Here is a 19170-nt window from a genome sequence, read left to right as displayed (position 1 = left end):
CAGTTTTTCCACCTGCGCATCGAAGCGCTCCACCGCGCTTGCGGTCGAAAAGAGATCCCCATGAAAGACACCATTCGCCAGCTGATCCAGCAAGCCCTCACCCAACTCGTCACCGACGGTGTGCTGCCTGAAGGGCTGTCGCCGGCGATCCAGGTGGAAAACGCCCGGGACAAGACCCATGGCGACTTCGCCAGCAACATCGCCATGATGCTGGCCAAGCCGGCCGGCATGAAACCGCGCGACCTGGCGGAAAAACTGATCGATGCCCTGCCCGCCAGCACCGATATCAGCAAGGTCGAGATCGCCGGCCCCGGCTTCCTCAACTTCTTCCAGAACACTGCCGCCCTGGCCAACCGCCTGGATGCCGCGCTGGCCGATGCCCACCTGGGGGCACACAAGGCCGGCCCAGCGCAAAAGGTGGTGATCGACATGTCGGCACCCAACCTGGCCAAGGAAATGCACGTCGGCCACCTGCGTTCGACCATCATAGGCGACAGCGTGGCGCGCGTGCTCGAATTCCTCGGCGACGAGGTGATCCGCCAGAACCACGTAGGCGACTGGGGTACCCAGTTCGGCATGCTGCTGGCCTACCTGGAAGAAAACCCGATCACCAGCGACGAGCTGTCGGACCTGGAAAACTTCTACCGTGCCGCCAAGAAACGCTTCGACGAATCCGAAGAGTTCGCCACCCGGGCACGCGGCCTGGTGGTCAAGCTGCAGGCTGGCGACCCGGACTGCATGGCGTTGTGGACACGCTTCAAGGACATCTCGCTGTCGCACTGCCAGAAGACCTACGAGCTGCTCAACGTCAAGCTGACCATGGCCGACGTGATGGGCGAGAGCGCCTACAACGCCGACCTGGCCAACGTGGTAGCCGACCTCAAGGCCAAGGGCATGCTGGTCGAAGACCAGGGCGCCCAGTGCGTATTCCTCGAGGAATTCAAGAACAGCGAGGGCGAGCCACTGCCGGTGATCGTGCAGAAGGCCGACGGCGGCTACTTGTACGCCACCACCGACCTGGCCGCCGTGCGCTACCGCAGCAACGTGCTCAAGGCCGACCGCGCCCTGTACTTCGTTGACCAGCGCCAGGCCCTGCACTTCAACCAGGTGTTCGAAGTCGCGCGCCGCGCAGGCTTCGTCGGCCACCCGATGCAGATGGAACACATGGGCTTCGGCACCATGAACGGCGCCGACGGTCGCCCGTTCAAGACCCGTGACGGCGGCACCGTGAAGCTGATCGACCTGCTCACCGAGGCCAAGGAGCGCGCCTACGCGCTGGTCAAGGAAAAGAACCCGAGCCTGGCCGACGAGGAACTGCGCCGCATCGGTGAAGTGGTGGGCATCGGCGCAGTGAAGTACGCCGACCTGTCCAAGCACCGCACCAGTGACTACAGCTTCAACTTCGAGCTGATGCTCAACTTCGAAGGCAACACCGCGCCTTACCTGCTGTACGCCTACACCCGTGTGGCCGGCGTGTTCCGCAAGCTGGGCAAGGGCTTTGACGAGGTCGAAGGCAACATCGTGCTGCAGGCACCTCACGAACAGGACCTGGCCGCGCGCCTGGCGCAGTTTGGCGAAATCCTCAACAACGTGGCCGACAAGGGCACGCCGCATGTGCTGTGCAGCTACCTGTACGACCTGGCCGGGCTGTTCTCCAGTTTCTACGAGAACTGCCCGATCCTCGCCGCCGAAACTGCAGAGCAGCAGCAGAGCCGTCTGCGCCTGGCAGCCCTGACTGGCCGCACCCTCAAGCAAGGTCTGGAACTGCTCGGCCTGGAAACCCTGGAGCGCATGTAAGTTGGCTGCCAAGAAAAAACCTGCCCCAAAACGCGGCGCCAGCCGCCAGACGGCGCCGGCCAAGCAGCCGATTCCCGGCTGGGTATGGCTGGCGGTCGGCCTGACCGTAGGCGCGTTCATCGTGTTCCTGATGAAGCTCGAGCCTGGTGGCGAAGACATCAAGCGGGCCAAGCCCGAGCAGCAGAAGCCAGAGAAGGTGGCCGAGGCCGGCAGGACGGCACAGGCCACGCCGCAGCAGCCGGTGAAGCCGAAGTATGACTTCTATACCCTGCTGCCGGAGACGGAGGTTATCGTGCCGCCGGAAGCCGTACCTGAGAAAACACCGCCCGTCCCGGCCCAGCCGGTGACACCGGTGACCCCCGCCGAAGCGGCAAAGATCGACACGGCGCGAGCTCAGGCGGCGTTGATGGGCCAGACTCCGCCACCGGCACCACCAGTGATCAAGCCAGCGGCAACCACCCAGTTCTTCCTGCAGGCCGGCTCGTTCCGCAAGCAGGCTGACGCCGACAAGGTCCGTGCGCAGATCATCCTGCTGGGCCAGGCGGTAAAGGTGGAGTCAGGCACGGTCAAGGACGAAACCTGGTACCGCGTCATGGTCGGCCCGTTCAGCAACCGCGAGCAACTGACCGGGGCGCAAAAGCAGCTGGCCGGGGCTGGTTTCAGCAACCTGTTGCTGCAACAACGGCAAACCCGCCAGTAGCCTGTAAATGGGGGCGCTTTGCGCCCCCAAGCCCCTCAGGCCCGGCCCGCGTTGCGCTCGGACACCTGGCTGTTCAACGTCCAGAAATCGTACAGCACCCCCACCAGGCAAAGCCCGCCGGTGAAGAAGTAGATGATCGCGGTCACCCACTTGCCTTGGTACAACCGGTGCAGGCCGAACACCCCGAGGAAGGTCAGCAGAACCCAGGCGATGTTGTAGTCGATGCGCCCGGACTCGAACCTCAAGTCGGCTTCACGGTCCATGGACGGGATCAGAAAAAGGTCGATCAACCAGCCGATGCCCAGCAGGCCCAGGGTCAGGAACCAGATGGTGCCGGTAACGGGCTTGCCGTAGTAGAAGCGATGCGACCCGGTGAAGCCGAAAATCCACAACAGGTAGCCAATGGTCTTGCTGTGGGTATCGTGGAACTGCGCTCCCTGTTGATAACTGTTCATTCGTAGCTCCTGCGGGTTATCCAAAAAAATTTCAAAAAAAATGTGACTTTTTCGTTGCAGGCCGACGTACGGCACCCGGACAGTCGACCAACGGATCAAAAATTGAACAAAAAGCTGTTATAAAGTTGCGCGCCCAACACACAACTATTCATAAGAGCTTCATCTATGCCGCCTTTACTCAAGACATGGCTGACCCTCTGCCTATTATTGCCCCTGGCCGCCCACGCCACCAATCGTGAGCAACGTCTCCCCAATGGTTTCACCGGCTACACCACCAATGCCTCGGTGAGACACACGCCGGTCAAGCAGACCGCGCTGCGTACCCGACCAAATAATGCAGCCGGCAGCAGCCGCAGCGTACCGGCCATTGCCATGTCGCCGAAGCAGAGCAGCGATGTGCTCAGCCGTGCGGTGAATGTGCTCGGCACGCCTTATGTCTGGGGCGGCAGCAGCCCGAAGAAGGGCTTCGACTGCAGCGGCCTGGTCAAGTACGCCTTCAATGATGTCGCCGATGTCGACCTGCCACGCACCTCAAACGCCATGGCACGAGGCCACGGGGTCAAGGTGGCCAAGGGAGACCTGAAGCCTGGTGATCTTATCTTCTTCAATATCAAGAGCCGTCGGGTGAATCACGTTGCCATCTACCTGGGCAATGACCGCTTCATCCATGCCCCGCGCCGTGGCAAACGGGTGAGCATCGACACCCTGAGCAAACCTTACTGGCAGAAGCATTATGTAGTGGCCAAACGGGTGCTGCCGAAAGAGCAGCAACAACTGAACCTGGCCAAGCGCTAATAGGTACCAGGCCTCTCCCGCTCCCACGGATACAGCGTCGCTCTCGCGTGCAGCGCTGTATCTGCGGGAACGGGTTAACGCGTCGAAAGGGTCGCCACCAGCACTACGAATCGCGAATCACCCCCCTCTCCCCCAACTGCCGCAACGCCCCCTCCATCGTCCGCATCCCCTCTGCACCACCCGCCTGCATCACCGAACACAACTGCGCCATCCGCCCTTCGCGCACCAGATTGCGCACCGCCGGCGTTGCCACCAGCACCTCCCGTGCAGCAACTCGTCCTCCACCCACACGGCTGACCAGCACCTGCGCCACTACAAGACGCAGTGCATCAGCCAGCATCGCCCGTACCAGCGCCTTCTCTTCGGCCGCAAACACCTCCACCAGGCGGTCGATGCTGTTGGCCGCCGAGCGGGTGTGCACGGTTGCCAGGACCAAGTGGCCGGTCTCGGCTGCACGCAACGCCAGGCGGATGGTTTCCAGGTCGCGCAGTTCGCCGATCATGATCACGTCCGGGTCCTGGCGCATCGCACTGCGCAGCCCCTGTGCATAACTTTTGCAATGGCGGCCGACCTCGCGCTGGGTGACCAGGCTGCGCTGGCTGCTGTGGATGACTTCGACCGGGTCTTCAAGCGTGATGATGTGTAGCGCCCGGCTCCGGTTCAACTGGTCGAGCAGAGTCGCCAAAGTGCTGGACTTGCCGCTGCCGGTTGGCCCTCCTACCAGGATCAGGCCATCCTGGCAACGAGCAACAGCTTGAAACACATCCGCCAGCTCGAGTTCATCGAGCGTGGCGATGCGCCCCGGGATCAGGCGAAAGGTGACTGCCAAGCCATTCAACTGGCGATACAGGTTCAGCCGAAAGCGCCCCAGCGCGGGCAGTTCCAGCGCCAGGTCCAGATCATCTCCCTGGGCCCACCGCCGTTGCTGGCCCTTGTCCAGCATGGCCGCCATGCCTTCGATCAAGGCGGCCGCAGCCAAGGGCGGCATGGCCATGCAGTGCAACTTGCCATCCAGGCGCAACATCGGTATCTGGCCCGCTGCCAGGTGCAGGTCGGAAGCCCCCGCGTCCACGGCCTGGGCCAACAGGTCGGTCACTTCCATGAGACTCCCCAAAGGCTTGCAAGTCGGTAGAATGCCGCAAACCCTAAAGCCGCCGGCACCAGTCCATGTCCACCCTAGCAGACAACCTTTCCGCTATTTCCGCCCGTATCGCCAGGGCTGCCCAGGCTGACGGGCGTGATCCGGCCAGCGTCCAGCTGCTGGCCGTGAGCAAGACCAAGCCCGCCAGCGCCATCCGCGAAATCCACGCCGCCGGCGTGCGTGATGTTGGTGAAAATTACCTACAAGAAGCGCTGACCAAGCAGCAGGCACTCAGCGACTTGCCCTTGATCTGGCACTTCATCGGCCCCATTCAGTCGAACAAGACCAAAGCCATCGCCGAGCATTTCGACTGGGTACATTCCGTGGACCGCCTGAAGATCGCCCAACGCCTGTCGGAACAGCGCCCTGCCGGGCTGGCACCGCTGAATATCTGCCTGCAGGTGAACGTCAGCGGCGAAGACAGCAAATCCGGCTGTGCACCGGCTGACCTTCCGGCCCTGGCCAACGCGGTAGCCGCGTTGCCCAACCTGCGGCTGCGCGGGCTGATGGCCATTCCCGAACCCACCGATGACCGCGCCGCCCAGGAGGCCGCCTTTGCCACCCTGCGCCAGTTGCAGGAAGCCCTGGGCCTCGGCCTGGATACCCTGTCCATGGGCATGAGCCACGACCTGGAAGCAGCCATTGCCCAGGGCGCGACGTGGGTGCGTATCGGTACTGCCCTGTTCGGTGCCCGCGATTACGGCGGCCACGCCTGATCCCATGCTTTACTCACTCTTTCCAACAAGGACCTGACATGAGCAAGACACGTATTGCCTTTATCGGCGCCGGCAACATGGCCGCCAGCCTGATCGGTGGTCTGCGTGCCCAGGGCCTGGACGACTCGCAGATCCGCGCCAGCGACCCGGGCGCCGAGACCCGCAGCCGCATCCAGGCCGAACACGGCATCGAAACCTTCGAGAACAACGCCGAGGCCATCGACGGCGCCGACGTGATCGTGCTGGCGGTCAAGCCGCAGGTCATGAAAGCCGTGTGTCAGACGCTGCAACCGCACCTGCAGGATGGCCAGCTGATCGTTTCCATCGCCGCCGGCATCACCTGCGCCAGCCTGCAGAGCTGGGTTGGCGCTCGCCCGCTGGTACGCTGCATGCCCAACACCCCTGCACTGCTGCGCCAAGGCGTGAGCGGCCTGTACGCCACCGCAGAGGTTTCCGCCGAGCAGCGCCAGCAGGCCGAGCAACTGCTGTCGGCCGTTGGCACCGCCCTGTGGCTGCAGCAGGAACAGCAACTGGACGCCGTGACAGCTGTCTCCGGCAGCGGCCCGGCTTACTTCTTCCTGCTGATCGAGGCCATGACCGCAGCAGGCGAAAAGCTCGGGCTGCCACGCGAAACGGCTTCTCAGCTGACCTTGCAGACGGCCTTGGGCGCCGCGCACATGGCAGTCGCCAGCGATGTCGATGCCGCCGAACTGCGCCGCCGTGTCACCTCGCCCGCCGGTACCACCGAAGCGGCGATCAAATCGTTCCAGGCCAGCGGTTTCGAAGCCATCGTCGAACAGGCCCTGCAAGCCGCAGCCACGCGCTCTGCGGAGCTGGCCGAACAACTGGGCAAATAAGGAGTTCCAGATGAATGCACTGTCCGGCGCCGCGATCTTCGTGGTGCAAACCCTGGTCAGCCTGTACCTGGTGATCGTCCTGCTGCGCTTCGTGCTGCAGTTGGTGAAGGCCAATTTCTACAACCCGCTTTGCCAGTTCGCGGTACGTGCCACCCAGCCGCTGCTCAAGCCGATTCGCCGGGTCATCCCCAGTGTCGGCGGGCTGGACACTTCGTCGCTGCTGCTGTCGGTGGTCATCCAGGCGCTGTTGATGGGTTTCGTGCTGATGGTCACCTACGGCACGTTCGGTGACATCCTGCACCTGCTGATGTGGGCAATCATCGGGATCACCTCGCTGTTCCTGAAGATTTTCTGGGTGGCGATGATCGTCATGGTGATCGTTTCCTGGGTAGCCCCCAACAGCCACAACCCGGCTGCCGAGTTGGCCTACCAGATCAGCGAACCGGTGCTGGCACCGTTCCGCCGCATCGTGCCCAACCTGGGCGGCATGGACATCTCGCCAATCTTCGCCTTCCTCGCGATCCAGGTGATCCAGTCGTTCGTCATGCCGCCGCTGGCCGCCTACGCCGGCATGCCACAAGAGCTGTGGCGGATGATCTGAGCCGCACCCGGCCCTGGTTGCTTCCAGCGGCAAGCCTCTGCTTGCCGCTGGGGGTAGCGCTCTTTAGACTGACGCCTCCGTCAAGCGTGAGCAGGGTCGATGTCCACTGTCTTTCCCGAAGATTCCGTCGGTCTGGTAGTACCGCAAACAGCCCGGTTCGATGAACCGCTGGCCCTGGCCTGTGGCCGCTCGCTGGCCAGTTACGAACTGGTCTACGAAACCTATGGCACCCTCAACGCCAGCGCCAGCAACGCCGTGCTGATCTGCCATGCCCTGTCCGGCCACCACCATGCCGCTGGCTACCATGCCGCCACCGACCGCAAGCCGGGGTGGTGGGACAGCTGCATCGGCCCCGGCAAGCCGATCGACACCAACCGCTTCTTCGTGGTCAGCCTGAACAACCTGGGCGGCTGCAATGGCAGTACCGGCCCCAGCAGCATCAACCCGGCCACCGGCAAGCCCTATGGCGCCGACTTCCCGGTGCTGACCGTGGAAGACTGGGTACATAGCCAGGTGCGCCTGGCCGACCGCCTGGGCATCCAGCAATGGGCTGCCGTGGTCGGCGGCAGCCTGGGCGGCATGCAGGCGCTGCAGTGGACCATCAGCTACCCCGAGCGCGTGCGCCATTGTGTCGATATCGCCTCGGCGCCCAAGCTGTCGGCACAGAACATCGCTTTCAACGAAGTGGCACGCCAGGCCATCCTCACCGACCCCGAATTCCACGGCGGTTCGTTCCAGGACCAGGGCGTGATCCCCAAGCGTGGCCTGATGCTGGCGCGCATGGTCGGCCACATCACCTACCTGTCCGACGACTCGATGGGCGAAAAATTCGGCCGTGAGCTTAAGAGCGACAAGCTCAACTACGACTTCCATAGCGTCGAATTCCAGGTCGAAAGCTACTTGCGCTACCAGGGCGAGGAGTTCTCCGGCCGTTTCGATGCCAACACCTACCTGCTGATGACCAAGGCGCTGGACTACTTCGACCCGGCCGCTGCCCATGGTGGCGACCTGGCGGCCACCCTGGCCCACGTCAAGGCGGACTACTGCATCATGTCGTTCACCACCGACTGGCGCTTCTCCCCGGCCCGCTCGCGCGAAATCGTCAATGCCCTGATGGCCGCACGCAAGAACGTCTGCTACCTGGAGATCGACTCGCCCTATGGCCACGATGCCTTCCTGATCCCCACGCCTCGCTACATGCAGGGTTTCGCGAACTACATGAACCGCATTGCCATCTGAGGACAGCATGAGAGCCGATCTGGAAATCATCCACGACTGGATCCCCGCCGGCAGCCGGGTACTCGACCTGGGCTGCGGCAATGGCGAGCTGCTGGCCTCGCTGCGTGACCGCAAGCAGGTCACCGGTTATGGCCTGGAGATCGACGCCGACAATATCGCCGCCTGCGTGGCCAAGGGCGTCAACGTAATCGAGCAGGACCTGGACCAAGGGCTGGGCAACTTCGCCAGCAACAGTTTCGACGTGGTGATCATGACTCAGGCCCTGCAGGCCGTGGAGTATCCCGACCGCATCCTCGACGAGATGCTGCGCGTGGGTCGCCAGTGCATCATCACCTTCCCCAATTTCGGCCACTGGCGCTGCCGCTGGTACCTGGCAACCAAAGGCCGCATGCCAGTGTCGGACTTCATGCCGTACACCTGGTACAACACGCCGAACATCCACTTCTGCACCTTTGCCGATTTCGAGGAGCTGGTGCACGAGCGCAAGGCCAGGGTGCTTGACCGCCTGGCTGTCGACCACTTGCACCGTAATGGGTGGGGTGGCCGGCTTTGGCCTAATCTTCTAGGTGAGATCGGTATCTACCGCGTCAGCAGCCCAGGCCTGCAAGAGCACCAGCTCGCTGTCTGACGCCCAGCGGAGGAACCACCCCATGCGTCGCCTAGCCCTGTTCCTGATCAGCCTGTGCCTGGCCCTGCCGGTACTGGCTGCCGATGCAGCCCGCCCCGAGCGCAAGGAAGTGTTTGGCGACGTGACGGTGCACTACAGCGCGTTTACCTCAAGCATGCTGACACCGGAGGTGGCTGCGGCCACCGGGCTGGTACGCAGCAAGAACCAGGGCGTGCTCAACATTGCCGTGCTCAGGGCCAACAAACCCGCCATGGCGGTGGTCAGCGGCACAGTCAAGGACCTGACCGGGCGCAGCAGCCCGCTGTCGTTCAAGCAGATAAACGAGCAAGGCGCGGTGTACTACATCGCCCAGTTCAAGATCGACCAGGCAGAGACCGTCACCTTCGACCTGAACATCGAAACCGGCGGCATCAGCAATTCCCTCAGCTTCAACCAGGAAGTGTTCCCAGGCGAATGATGAATTTCCAGCAACTCGTATTGGCCAGCCACAACGCCGGCAAACTCAAGGAACTCCAGGCCATGCTTGGCGCATCGGTGCAGTTGCGCTCGATCGGCGAGTTCAGCCAGGTAGAGCCGGAAGAAACCGGCCTGTCGTTCGTCGAGAACGCCATCCTCAAGGCGCGCAATGCCGCACGCATTTCCGGCCTGCCCGCCCTGGCCGACGATTCCGGCCTGGCAGTGGATTTTCTCGGCGGGGCGCCGGGCATCTATTCGGCGCGTTATGCCGACGGCAAGGGTGACGCGGCGAACAACGCCAAGCTGCTCGAAGCCTTGAAGGATGTACCCGAAGCCGAGCGCGGTGCGCAGTTCGTCTGCGTGCTGGCACTGGTACGCCATGCTGACGACCCGCTGCCGATCCTGTGCGAAGGCCTGTGGCACGGGCGCATCATGTTCGAGGCCAGCGGCGAGCACGGCTTTGGCTACGACCCGCTGTTCTGGGTACCGGAGCGCGGTTGCTCCAGTGCCGAACTGGCCCCTGCGGACAAGAACCAGCTCAGCCACCGCGCGCGCGCCATGGCCCAGCTGCGTCAACGTCTGGGCCTGGCATGATCGACACGCTGTCCACCCCCGGCGCGGCGGGTTTCACCAGCCTGCCGCCGCTGGCGCTGTACATCCACATTCCGTGGTGCGTACGCAAATGCCCTTACTGCGACTTCAATTCCCATGCCGCCGGCCCTGATCTGCCAGAAGATGCCTATGTTGCAGCCCTGCTGAGCGACCTCGACCAGGAACTGGCCGCCGTGCAAGGCCGGCCGATCAGCTCGATCTTCTTCGGCGGCGGTACGCCCAGCCTGTTCAGTGCCGACGCCCTCGGCCGTCTGCTGCGAGGCGTGGAGCAACGCATTGCGTTTGCGCCGGACATCGAAATCACCCTGGAGGCTAACCCGGGCACGTTCGAGCAGGACAAGTTCAAAGCCTACCGGCAAACCGGCATCAACCGCCTGTCGATCGGTGTGCAGAGCTTCCAGCCAGCCAAGCTGCAGGCGCTGGGGCGCATCCACAATGGCGATGAAGCGGTCCGCGCTGCCGGCATGGCGCGTGCCGCCGGCTTCGACAATTTCAACATGGACCTGATGCACGGCCTGCCCGACCAGTCGCTGGACGACGCGCTGGGCGACCTGCGCCAGGCCATCGACCTGGGGCCCACGCATCTGTCGTGGTACCAGCTGACCGTGGAACCGAACACGGTGTTCTGGAACCAGCCACCGGAGCTTCCCGAGGACGACATCCTCTGGGATATCCAGGAAGCCGGCCAGGCGCTGATGGCCGGCCATGGCTTCCGCCAGTACGAGGTCTCGGCCTATGCCCAGGCTAGCCGCGCCGCGCGGCACAACCTCAATTACTGGCGCTTCGGCGACTTCATCGGCATCGGTGCCGGTGCCCACGGCAAACTGACCTTCGCCGACGGGCGCATCCTGCGCACCTGGAAGACCCGTCTGCCCAAGGACTACCTGAACCTGGCCAAGCCGTTCAAAGCCGGCGAAAAGCTGCTGCCGGTCGACGAACTGCCGTTCGAGTTCCTGATGAATGCCCTGCGTCTGACCGATGGCGTGGAAGCCGAACTGTTCACCCAGCGCACCGGGTTGCCATTGGAACAGCTGCGCGAAGCGCGGCGCGCCGCCGAACAAAAGGGCCTTTTACAGGTCGAAGCGGATCGACTGGCGGCCACGCCGCGGGGCCAGTTGTTCCTCAATGACCTGCTGCAGTATTTCTTGAGCTAAGGATGACCCATGGATCTGGTACTTGATCTGCTCGCGACGGTTTCCCGCTGGAGCCGCAGCAACCTGTCGGAGATTTCGCTAGCCTTGGTAGGCTGCCTGCTGGTGCTGTTCGGCACCGATATCAAAGGCTGGGTGGAACAGCGCCTGGGCGGTTTGGCCGGCGCCCTGCGCGTGCCGTTCATGGCCTTGCTGGTGATGATCGGCAGTGGTGCGGCGTTGATCTATGCCACACCCTGGGTGGTGAAAGGGCTGGGCCAGTTCAACAACTATGCGCTGGCGCCGGTGCTGCTGGTGGTGCTTGTGCTGATTGGGGTAGTGGCCGATCGGCGGGGCTGAGCCAATCCACACAGTGGCATCGCGCGCCGCATTGCGGATGAACCCACTCCTACATTTGTTGCAACGTGACCATGCCCGCGAGGCCATGGCTGTCAGCCGGGTTGCTCAATCCTGTCGAAAAAAAACCGCCCTTCTCAGGGCGGTTTTTTCACATAGAAAGGCCATATCGGCCGATCAATCCACCTTCTCGAACTTCAAATCCCAAACCCCATGCCCCAGCCGCTCGCCACGGCGTTCGAACTTGGTGATCGGGCGTTCTTCAGGGCGCGGCACGTAGGTGCCATCGGCCGCACGGTTGCGATAACCCGGGGCCGCGCTCATCACTTCCAGCATGTACTCGGCATACGGTTCCCAGTCGGTGGCCATGTGGAACACGCCACCCGGCTTGAGCTTGCGCCGTACCAGCTCGGCGAACTCCAGCTGGACGATGCGGCGCTTGTGGTGACGAGCCTTGTGCCATGGGTCGGGGAAGAACAGCATGAGGCGGTCGAGGCTGTTGTCTGCCACGCAGCGGTTCAGCACTTCGATGGCGTCGCAGTCATACACCCGCAGGTTCTTCAACCCCTGAGTCAGCACGCCGTTCAGCAGCGCGCCAACACCCGGGCGGTGCACTTCCACACCGATGAAGTCCTGCTCCGGCGCGGCAGCCGCCATTTCCAGCAGCGAATGGCCCATGCCGAAGCCGATCTCCAGGGTGCGCGGCGCCGAGCGGCCGAATACCTGGTCGTAATCCACCGGACTGTCGGCCAGCGGCAGGATGTACAGCGGACCACCCTGCTCCAGGCCGCGTTGCTGGCCTTCGGTCATGCGCCCGGCGCGCATCACGAAACTCTTGATGCGGCGGTGCGGGCGGGCTTCGCCGTCAGGGGTGCTCGGCGTATCGTGCGATTCAGTCATCAGGGGCTCTTACTTGATCAGACCTTCCAGCGGCGAGGAGGCGCTGGCATAGAGTTTCTTCGGCATACGGCCGGCCAGGTAGGCCATGCGGCCGGCGACGATGGCGTGCTTCATGGCCTCGGCCATCAGTACCGGCTGCTGCGCGTGGGCAATGGCCGAGTTCATCAGCACCGCTTCGCAGCCCATTTCCATGGCAATGGTGGCGTCGGAAGCAGTACCCACGCCGGCATCGACCAACACCGGCACCTTGGACTCTTCCAGGATGATCTGCAGGTTGTAGGGGTTGCAGATACCCAGGCCGGTACCGATCAGGCCAGCCAAGGGCATGACCGCGATGCAGCCGACTTCGGCCAGCTGACGGGCGATGATCGGGTCGTCGCTGGTGTAGACCATCACGTCGAAACCGTCCTTGACCAGCACTTCGGCGGCCTTGAGGGTTTCGATCACGTTGGGGAACAGGGTTTTCTGGTCAGCCAGCACTTCCAGCTTCACCAGATTGTGGCCATCCAGCAGTTCGCGGGCCAGACGGCAGGTGCGCACGGCCTCGACCGCGTCATAGCAGCCGGCAGTGTTCGGCAGGATGGTATAGCGGTCCGGTGGCAACACATCGAGCAGGTTCGGCTCGCCCGGGTTCTGGCCGATGTTGGTACGGCGCACGGCAACGGTGACGATCTCGGCACCCGATGCCTCGATGGCCAGGCGGGTCTCCTCCATGTCACGGTATTTGCCGGTACCGACCAGCAGGCGCGACTGGAAGGTACGCCCGGCCAGAGTGAAGGGCTTGTCGCTACGAACGTTGCTCATGGTTGTTCCTCGGGAAAAGGTTGCAGGGCTTCAGGTGAACCGCCGGGCCGCGGTCAGCCGCCACCGATGGCGTGGACAACCTCGACCTGGTCGCCATCGTTCAGCAGCGTGCTGTCGTGCTGGCTACGCGGCACGATATCCAGGTTCAGTTCCACCGCGACGCGACGCCCGGTCAGCTCCAGGCGGGCCAGGAGGGCTGCGACGGACTCGCCAGCTGGCAATTCGTAAGGTTCACCGTTCAATTGAATGCGCATGCGCACGGCCACCATTGTGCTTTGGGGCCCGCATTCTAGCGCCGAACCGCCCTGCAACCCAAGGGCGGTGCACGCCATTAGTCGCGATTGTGGACTACTTGGTCAGCCCAGGCGCCAGGCCGCCAGGCCCAGACACAACCAGCCGGCCAGGAAGCAAAGGCCACCGAGCGGAGTGATCATGCCGAGCTTGCCCAGGCCGCTGAGGGTCAACAGGTACAGGCTACCGGAGAACAGCACTATGCCCAGGGCAAACAGCGCGCCCGCCCAGCCGACCAAGCGCCCGGGCAGGTGCACCGAGAGCACGGCGACGCCAAAGATCGCCAAGGCATGCACCAACTGGTAGGTGACACCGGTCTGGAAGACCGCCAGGTAGTCGGCTGTCAGCCGGCTTTTCAGGCCGTGGGCAGCAAAAGCGCCCAGGGCGATACCGGTAAAGCCGAAAAAGGCGGCAAGCATCAGGAAGCTGCGAAGCATGGGACGACTCCTCGGATCGGGTCTGTATAATGGCTCCTTCCATCCGTACGGCCAAGCCATCGCCATGCTGCCAAGCCTATTCCGCCGCCTCTCCCGCGCCCTGCTCTGGTTCGCCGCCGGCAGCATCGTGCTGGTACTGGTGTTCCGCTGGGTGCCGCCACCTGGTACGGCACTGATGGTCGAGCGCAAGGTGCAATCCTGGGTGAATGGCGAGCCAATCGACCTGCAGCGTGACTGGGAGCCTTGGGAGAATATCTCCGACGAGCTCAAGGTCGCGGTCATCGCTGGCGAGGACCAGAAGTTCGCCAACCACTGGGGCTTCGACATTCCCGCCATCCAGGCGGCGCTGGCCTACAACGAGCGCGGCGGCAACCTTCGTGGAGCCAGCACCCTGACCCAGCAGGTGGCCAAGAACCTGTTCCTGTGGTCCGGGCGTAGCTGGTTGCGCAAAGGGCTGGAGGCCTGGTTCACCGCACTGATCGAGCTGTTCTGGTCGAAGGAACGGATCCTCGAGGTCTACCTGAACAGCGCCGAATGGGGCAAGGGTGTGTTCGGCGCCCAGGCCGCGGCGCGTTACCACTTTGGCGTCGATGCCAGCCGGCTCAGCCGCCAGCAGGCCGCACAGCTGGCGGCAGTGCTGCCAAGCCCGATCAAGTGGAGTGCCAGTCGGCCGAGCGCCTATGTGGCCAGCCGCGCCGGGTGGATCCGGCGGCAGATGAGCCAGCTGGGTGGGCCCAGTTACCTGATGCAGCTCGACTCATCTCGAAAGCTTTGAATGTTGTGCCGACTCCTTCGCGGGTTTATCCGCGAACGAGTCAGATGAAACCAGCACAATAAAAAAGCCGCTCACCCGATCAGGGCCAGCGGCTTTCTGTGCGATCAACGCTGGATCAGGCAGCGATCAATGCCTTGACCTTGTTCATCGCATTCTTCTCCAACTGGCGAATGCGCTCAGCCGAAACACTGTACTTGTCCGCCAGCTCATGCAGCGTGGCCTTCTCTTCCGCCAGCCAGCGCTGATACAGAATGTCGCGGCTACGCTCGTCCAGCCCTTGCAGTGCTTCGTGCAGGTTGCTGGTGGAGTTGTCGCTCCAGTCGGCATCTTCCAGCTGCATCGCCGGGTCGTAGCGGTGGTCTTCCAGGTAGTGCGCAGGCGACTGGAATGCGCTGTCGTCATCAGCTTCCGCTGCCGGGTCGAAGGCCATGTCCTGGCCGCTCAGGCGGCTTTCCATCTCGCGCACTTCGCGCGGCTCGACACCCAGGCTTTCCGCCACACGGTGCACTTCGTCGTTGCTCAGCCAGGCCAGACGCTTCTTCTGGCTGCGCAGGTTGAAGAACAGCTTGCGCTGGGCCTTGGTGGTGGCCACCTTGACGATGCGCCAGTTGCGCAGGATGAACTCGTGGATCTCCGCCTTGATCCAGTGCACGGCGAAGGACACCAGGCGCACACCCATTTCCGGGTTGAAGCGCTTGACGGCTTTCATCAGGCCGACGTTGCCTTCCTGGATCAGGTCGGCCTGGGCCAGCCCGTAGCCGGCGTAGCTACGGGCGATATGTACGACGAAACGCAGGTGGGCCATCACCATCTGGCGAGCGGCCTCGACATCCTGCTCATAATAGAGACGCTCGCCCAGATCACGCTCCTGCTCGACCGTCAGCAGCGGAATGCTGTTGACCGTGTGCACGTAGGCTTCCAGGTTTGCACCGGGTACCAGGGCATAGGCAGGTTGCAACGATGTGGTCATTCAAGAACCTCCGACTTACCAGACTCGCACCTTGTGGGCGCTGCCAACATTGACCTGGAACGACGGTACAAGTTCCATAGTGAAGAATCTGTCAATGCTGGCACTTAAAAACTATCGCGGCGCCAGCTCGTTCAGGTGGCGGGCGACTGCAATCCATGCACCGATATACCCCAACAGCACCGCTCCGATCAAGAGCGACAGACCATCGGACGCCGGCACCCCACCCAGGGCGAAGTCACTGCCGTACAGCCCGGAAAGCCCTACTACCGCCTCGTTCAGCCAGTTCAGGCCAAACGCCAGGATACCCCACGCCAACACACCCGCGCCCAGGCCATACAGGGCCCCCATGTACAGGAAAGGCCGGCGCACGTAGGCGTCGGTGCCCCCGACCAGCTTGATCACTTCGATCTCGGTGCGGCGGTTTTCAATGTGTAGCCGAATTGTGTTACCGATTACTAACAGCAAGGCAGAAATCAGCATCACAGCCAGGCCGAAAACAAAACGGTCACCCAGCTTGAGGATCGCCGCCAGGCGCTCGACCCACAGCAGGTCGAGCTGCGCCACCTCAACCCGTGGCAGCTCGGACAAGCGCTGACGCAAGGCTTCCAGCGCCGGCTTGTCGACCTCGGTGGGGGTCACCACGACCACGCCGGGCAGCGGGTTGTCGGGCAGTTCACGCAGGGCTTCGCCCAGGCCGGACTGCTGCTGGAATTCCTCCAGCGCCTGTTCGCGGCTGACATACAGCGCGTCAGCCACACCGGGCATGCCCTTGATCTCATCGCGCAGCGCCTCGCCTTCGCGGCTGCCGGCATCAAGCTTGAGGTACAACGAAATCTGCGCGGCGCGCTGCCACGAGCCGCCGAGCTTTTCGACGTTCTTCAGCAGTAGCGACAACCCCATGGGCATGCTCAGCGCTACCGCCATCACCAGGCAGGTGAAGAAGCTGCCGATCGGCTGCTTGCCCAGACGGCGCAGGCTGTCGGCCAGGCTGGCACGGTGGCTTTCCAGCCAGGCATGCAACAGCGTGCGGAAATCCGGGCCGTCGTCGTCTTCACCGTGTTTTTTCTTCGCCGGTTGCGGGTCGGCCGGTTTCGGCGCAACCCGCTCGGAAACCTTCGGCGTACGTGTAGTGCTCATTGCCCGGCCTCCCCATCGCCGATCAAGCGGCCGCGCTGCAAGGTCAGCATGCGGTGGCGCATGCGCGCAATCAGTGCCAGGTCGTGACTGGCGATCAATACCGTGGTGCCCAGGCGGTTGATGTCCTCGAACACGCCCATGATCTCCGCAGCCAGGCGCGGGTCGAGGTTACCGGTGGGTTCGTCGGCCAGCAGCAGGGCCGGCTGATGCACGATGGCACGGGCAATACCCACCCGCTGTTGCTGCCCGGTGGACAGGTCGGCCGGGAACAGCTCGCCCTTGTCGGCCAGCGACACGCGTTCCAGGGCCGAGTCCACGCGCTTGGCAATCTCGGCCTTGGACAACCCGAGAATCTGCAGCGGCAAGGCGATGTTGTTGAACACCGTGCGGTCGAACAACAACTGATGGTTCTGGAACACCACGCCAATCTGCCGGCGCAGGAACGGGATCTGTGCGTTGCTGATCTGCCCCAGATCCTGCCCGGCCAGCATCAGCTTGCCGCTGGTCGGGCGTTCCATGGCCAGCAGCAGACGCAGCAAGGTACTTTTGCCAGCCCCCGAGTGGCCGGTGACGAACAGGAATTCGCCCCGGCGCGCCCGGAAACTCAGCTCATGCAACCCGACATGACCATTGGGATAACGCTTGGCAACCTGTTCGAATCGGATCATGGTCAGTCTCGCTCGGCGAACAGAGCCTTGACGAACGGCTCGGCTTCGAAGGTGCGCAGGTCGTCGATGCCTTCACCAACACCGATAAAGCGAATCGGCAGCTTGAACTGCTTGGCCAGGGCAAAGATCACCCCGCCCTTGGCTGTGCCATCCAGCTTGGTCAGGGCCAGGCCGGTCAGTTCTACGCTCTGGTTGAAGTACTTGGCCTGGCTGATGGCGTTCTGGCCGGTACCGGCATCCAGCACCAGCAGCACCTCGTGCGGCGCTTCGGCATCGAGCTTGCCGATAACCCGGCGGACCTTCTTCAGCTCTTCCATCAGGTTGTCTTTGGTATGCAGGCGGCCGGCGGTATCGGCGATCAGCACGTCGACGCCACGGGCCTTGGCGGCCTGCACGGCGTCGAAGATCACCGAGGCGGAGTCGGCCCCGGTGTGCTGGGCGATCACCGGGATCTGGTTGCGCTCACCCCATACCTGCAACTGTTCGACCGCCGCGGCACGGAAGGTATCACCGGCGGCCAGCATCACTTTCTTGCCTTCGAGTTGCAGCTTCTTGGCCAGCTTGCCGATCGTGGTGGTCTTGCCGGCGCCGTTCACCCCAACCACCAGAATCACGTAGGGTTTGTTCTGCGCCTGTACCACCAGCGGCTGTTCAACGGGACGCAGCAACGCAGCCAGTTCTTCCTGCAGCGATTTGTACAGGGCGTCGGCGTCGGCCAGCTGTTTGCGGGCGACCTTCTGGGTCAGGTTCTGGACGATGGTCGAGGTCGCCTCCACGCCGACGTCGGCGGTCAACAGGCGGGTCTCGATTTCGTCGAGCAGGTCGTCATCGATGACTTTCTTGCCCAGGAACAGGCTGGCCATGCCCTCGCCGATGCTGGCGCTGGTCTTCGACAGGCCCTGCTTGAGGCGTGCGAAGAAGCCGGGCTTGGCCTGCTCGACCGGTGCAGGTGCCGATGCCGGCTCGACCGGCGCTGCGGCAACAGCCACAGGGGCGACGGGGTCTGGTGCAGGGCGTTCCGGGATGGCCGGTGGAGCCTTTGGCTCCAGGTCCGGCACCAGAGCCACAGGTTCTTCAGCAACCGGCAGTACCAGGTTGCTGGCCGGCGCAGCAGGTTCGACCACGGCAGCAGTCTCGACCGGAGCCGCCTGCAAGGGTACGGAAGCAACCGGCTGCGGCGTTGACGCCACCAGTGGCTGGGAAGCGACCGACTCAGGCTCGGGGGCCTGCAATGGCTGGGAAGCCACCGGTTCGGGTGTCGGCGCGTGGGCTACTTGGGACTGGGCTGCTTCGGCGGCCTGCTGCGGCTCGGCCAGCACCGGCGCGGCAGGGGCCTGGACGGGCTCTGCGGCCTGCGGCGCTTGGCCGACAGGGGCCTCTACCGGAGCGGCTGCAGGCTGCTCGACGGCGTGGGTTTCGTGCGCGGGCGAGCCCGCCTCCGCAGGTTGCTGCGGCTTCTTGCGAAACCAGCTGAACAGGCCTTTCTTCTCACCAGCCTCGGCCGGTGCTTTTTTGTCGTCGTTGGAACCAAACATGGAAGACGGCTATCTCAGGGTAGCGATGGGCCAGCTACGGCGCATCGGGAATTCTCTCTACGCAGAACAGACTATCTTGAAGCCGGCTGGTTCATGCGCAACGTTTTGTCTTGATGTCCTGTGGGCCAGAACGGCGACAGGCATGGTCGCCAGGCAACCGGATCAGTAT

At 63.4% G+C, this 19170-nt stretch carries 23 protein-coding genes; 13 read left to right on the top strand and 10 right to left on the bottom strand.

Annotation, left to right across the window (positions count from 1 at the left end; translation table 11 throughout):
• Window positions 1-60: 60 nt before the first annotated feature.
• Window positions 61-1797 (top strand): arginine--tRNA ligase, encoded by a 1737-nt coding sequence (gene argS / locus ACVWZT_RS10505; RefSeq protein ID WP_457469241.1) that lies wholly within the window; start codon window positions 61-63, stop codon window positions 1795-1797.
• 1 nt (window position 1798) lies between these two features.
• The gene (locus tag ACVWZT_RS10500) at window positions 1799-2497 is read left to right on the top strand and encodes an SPOR domain-containing protein (protein WP_296232709.1); all 699 of its coding nucleotides are present in this window, start codon (window positions 1799-1801) and stop codon (window positions 2495-2497) included.
• A 35-nt stretch (window positions 2498-2532) separates the two neighbouring features.
• Here the strand turns inward: ACVWZT_RS10500 and ACVWZT_RS10495 are convergent, their stop codons facing one another.
• Window positions 2533-2952 (bottom strand): NINE protein, encoded by a 420-nt coding sequence (locus ACVWZT_RS10495; RefSeq protein ID WP_296232707.1) that lies wholly within the window; start codon window positions 2950-2952, stop codon window positions 2533-2535.
• Between the two features lie 165 nt (window positions 2953-3117).
• Between ACVWZT_RS10495 and ACVWZT_RS10490 the strand changes: the two genes are divergently transcribed.
• A complete protein-coding gene (locus tag ACVWZT_RS10490; protein ID WP_296232706.1) occupies window positions 3118-3747 on the top strand; it encodes a C40 family peptidase in 630 nt (209 codons plus the stop codon).
• Between the two features lie 103 nt (window positions 3748-3850).
• Here ACVWZT_RS10490 and ACVWZT_RS10485 read toward each other — a convergent pair whose 3' ends face one another.
• Complete coding sequence (locus ACVWZT_RS10485; protein WP_457469238.1) at window positions 3851-4849, bottom strand: type IV pilus twitching motility protein PilT; 999 nt, start codon at window positions 4847-4849, stop codon at window positions 3851-3853.
• 65 nt (window positions 4850-4914) lie between these two features.
• Here ACVWZT_RS10485 and ACVWZT_RS10480 point away from each other — a divergent pair, with 65 nt between their 5' ends.
• The 9 genes from ACVWZT_RS10480 (at window position 4915) to ACVWZT_RS10440 (ending at window position 11487) form a co-directional block, all read left to right on the top strand.
• Window positions 4915-5604 carry a YggS family pyridoxal phosphate-dependent enzyme gene (locus ACVWZT_RS10480; RefSeq protein ID WP_457469236.1) on the top strand — a complete coding sequence of 230 codons (690 nt, stop codon included), beginning with the start codon at window positions 4915-4917 and terminating at the stop codon, window positions 5602-5604.
• Window positions 5605-5642: 38 nt separating this feature from the next.
• Window positions 5643-6461: a pyrroline-5-carboxylate reductase gene (gene proC, locus ACVWZT_RS10475; protein WP_457469234.1), complete on the top strand. Its 819-nt coding sequence runs from the start codon at window positions 5643-5645 to the stop codon at window positions 6459-6461.
• A 10-nt stretch (window positions 6462-6471) separates the two neighbouring features.
• A complete protein-coding gene (locus ACVWZT_RS10470; protein ID WP_114168978.1) occupies window positions 6472-7062 on the top strand; it encodes a YggT family protein in 591 nt (196 codons plus the stop codon).
• Window positions 7063-7161: 99 nt separating this feature from the next.
• A complete protein-coding gene (metX, locus tag ACVWZT_RS10465; RefSeq protein WP_457469232.1) occupies window positions 7162-8301 on the top strand; it encodes a homoserine O-succinyltransferase MetX in 1140 nt (379 codons plus the stop codon).
• Between the two features lie 7 nt (window positions 8302-8308).
• Complete coding sequence (gene metW, locus ACVWZT_RS10460) at window positions 8309-8929, top strand: methionine biosynthesis protein MetW (RefSeq protein WP_296232699.1); 621 nt, start codon at window positions 8309-8311, stop codon at window positions 8927-8929.
• A gap of 22 nt (window positions 8930-8951) precedes the next feature.
• Entirely contained in the window at window positions 8952-9386 is a 435-nt protein-coding gene (locus tag ACVWZT_RS10455) for a DUF4426 domain-containing protein (RefSeq protein ID WP_296232697.1), read from the top strand.
• Complete coding sequence (gene rdgB / locus ACVWZT_RS10450; protein ID WP_296232695.1) at window positions 9383-9979, top strand: RdgB/HAM1 family non-canonical purine NTP pyrophosphatase; 597 nt, start codon at window positions 9383-9385, stop codon at window positions 9977-9979. Before ACVWZT_RS10455 ends, rdgB begins: the two co-directional genes overlap by 4 nt.
• The gene (hemW, locus tag ACVWZT_RS10445) at window positions 9976-11151 is read left to right on the top strand and encodes a radical SAM family heme chaperone HemW (RefSeq protein ID WP_457469229.1); all 1176 of its coding nucleotides are present in this window, start codon (window positions 9976-9978) and stop codon (window positions 11149-11151) included. Before rdgB ends, hemW begins: the two co-directional genes overlap by 4 nt.
• Window positions 11152-11160: 9 nt before the next feature.
• Window positions 11161-11487 (top strand): DUF3392 family protein, encoded by a 327-nt coding sequence (locus ACVWZT_RS10440; protein ID WP_023378203.1) that lies wholly within the window; start codon window positions 11161-11163, stop codon window positions 11485-11487.
• A gap of 174 nt (window positions 11488-11661) precedes the next feature.
• Here ACVWZT_RS10440 and trmB read toward each other — a convergent pair whose 3' ends face one another.
• The 4 genes from trmB to ACVWZT_RS10420 form a co-directional block, all read right to left on the bottom strand.
• On the bottom strand, window positions 11662-12384 hold the full coding sequence (trmB, locus tag ACVWZT_RS10435; protein ID WP_170033409.1) for a tRNA (guanosine(46)-N7)-methyltransferase TrmB: 723 nt from the start codon (window positions 12382-12384) through the stop codon (window positions 11662-11664).
• Between the two features lie 9 nt (window positions 12385-12393).
• Window positions 12394-13188 carry a thiazole synthase gene (locus tag ACVWZT_RS10430; RefSeq protein ID WP_296232691.1) on the bottom strand — a complete coding sequence of 265 codons (795 nt, stop codon included), beginning with the start codon at window positions 13186-13188 and terminating at the stop codon, window positions 12394-12396.
• A 53-nt stretch (window positions 13189-13241) separates the two neighbouring features.
• Window positions 13242-13442 (bottom strand): sulfur carrier protein ThiS, encoded by a 201-nt coding sequence (gene thiS, locus ACVWZT_RS10425; protein WP_003257817.1) that lies wholly within the window; start codon window positions 13440-13442, stop codon window positions 13242-13244.
• A 102-nt stretch (window positions 13443-13544) separates the two neighbouring features.
• Window positions 13545-13916, bottom strand: a complete 372-nt coding sequence (locus ACVWZT_RS10420) for a DUF423 domain-containing protein (protein WP_457469226.1) — start codon at window positions 13914-13916, stop codon at window positions 13545-13547.
• Window positions 13917-13980: 64 nt separating this feature from the next.
• Here ACVWZT_RS10420 and mtgA point away from each other — a divergent pair, with 64 nt between their 5' ends.
• Window positions 13981-14691, top strand: coding sequence for a monofunctional biosynthetic peptidoglycan transglycosylase (gene mtgA, locus ACVWZT_RS10415; RefSeq protein ID WP_296232685.1), 711 nt, complete (start codon window positions 13981-13983; stop codon window positions 14689-14691).
• A 115-nt stretch (window positions 14692-14806) separates the two neighbouring features.
• Here the strand turns inward: mtgA and rpoH are convergent, their stop codons facing one another.
• The 4 genes from rpoH to ftsY form a co-directional block, all read right to left on the bottom strand.
• Window positions 14807-15661 carry an RNA polymerase sigma factor RpoH gene (gene rpoH, locus ACVWZT_RS10410; RefSeq protein ID WP_170033417.1) on the bottom strand — a complete coding sequence of 285 codons (855 nt, stop codon included), beginning with the start codon at window positions 15659-15661 and terminating at the stop codon, window positions 14807-14809.
• A 111-nt stretch (window positions 15662-15772) separates the two neighbouring features.
• On the bottom strand, window positions 15773-16798 hold the full coding sequence (gene ftsX, locus ACVWZT_RS10405) for a permease-like cell division protein FtsX (RefSeq protein ID WP_296232683.1): 1026 nt from the start codon (window positions 16796-16798) through the stop codon (window positions 15773-15775).
• Window positions 16795-17466 (bottom strand): cell division ATP-binding protein FtsE, encoded by a 672-nt coding sequence (gene ftsE, locus ACVWZT_RS10400; protein ID WP_009684915.1) that lies wholly within the window; start codon window positions 17464-17466, stop codon window positions 16795-16797. The genes ftsX and ftsE overlap by 4 nt, the downstream gene beginning before the upstream one ends.
• Window positions 17467-17468: 2 nt before the next feature.
• Window positions 17469-19001, bottom strand: a complete 1533-nt coding sequence (gene ftsY / locus ACVWZT_RS10395; RefSeq protein ID WP_457469224.1) for a signal recognition particle-docking protein FtsY — start codon at window positions 18999-19001, stop codon at window positions 17469-17471.
• Window positions 19002-19170: the final 169 nt, after the last annotated feature.

Source organism: Pseudomonas sp. TE21394 (assembly GCF_054057835.1).
The sequence above is the reverse complement of the archived record's forward strand: the minus strand, read 5'-3'. Positions and strand labels throughout refer to the sequence as shown.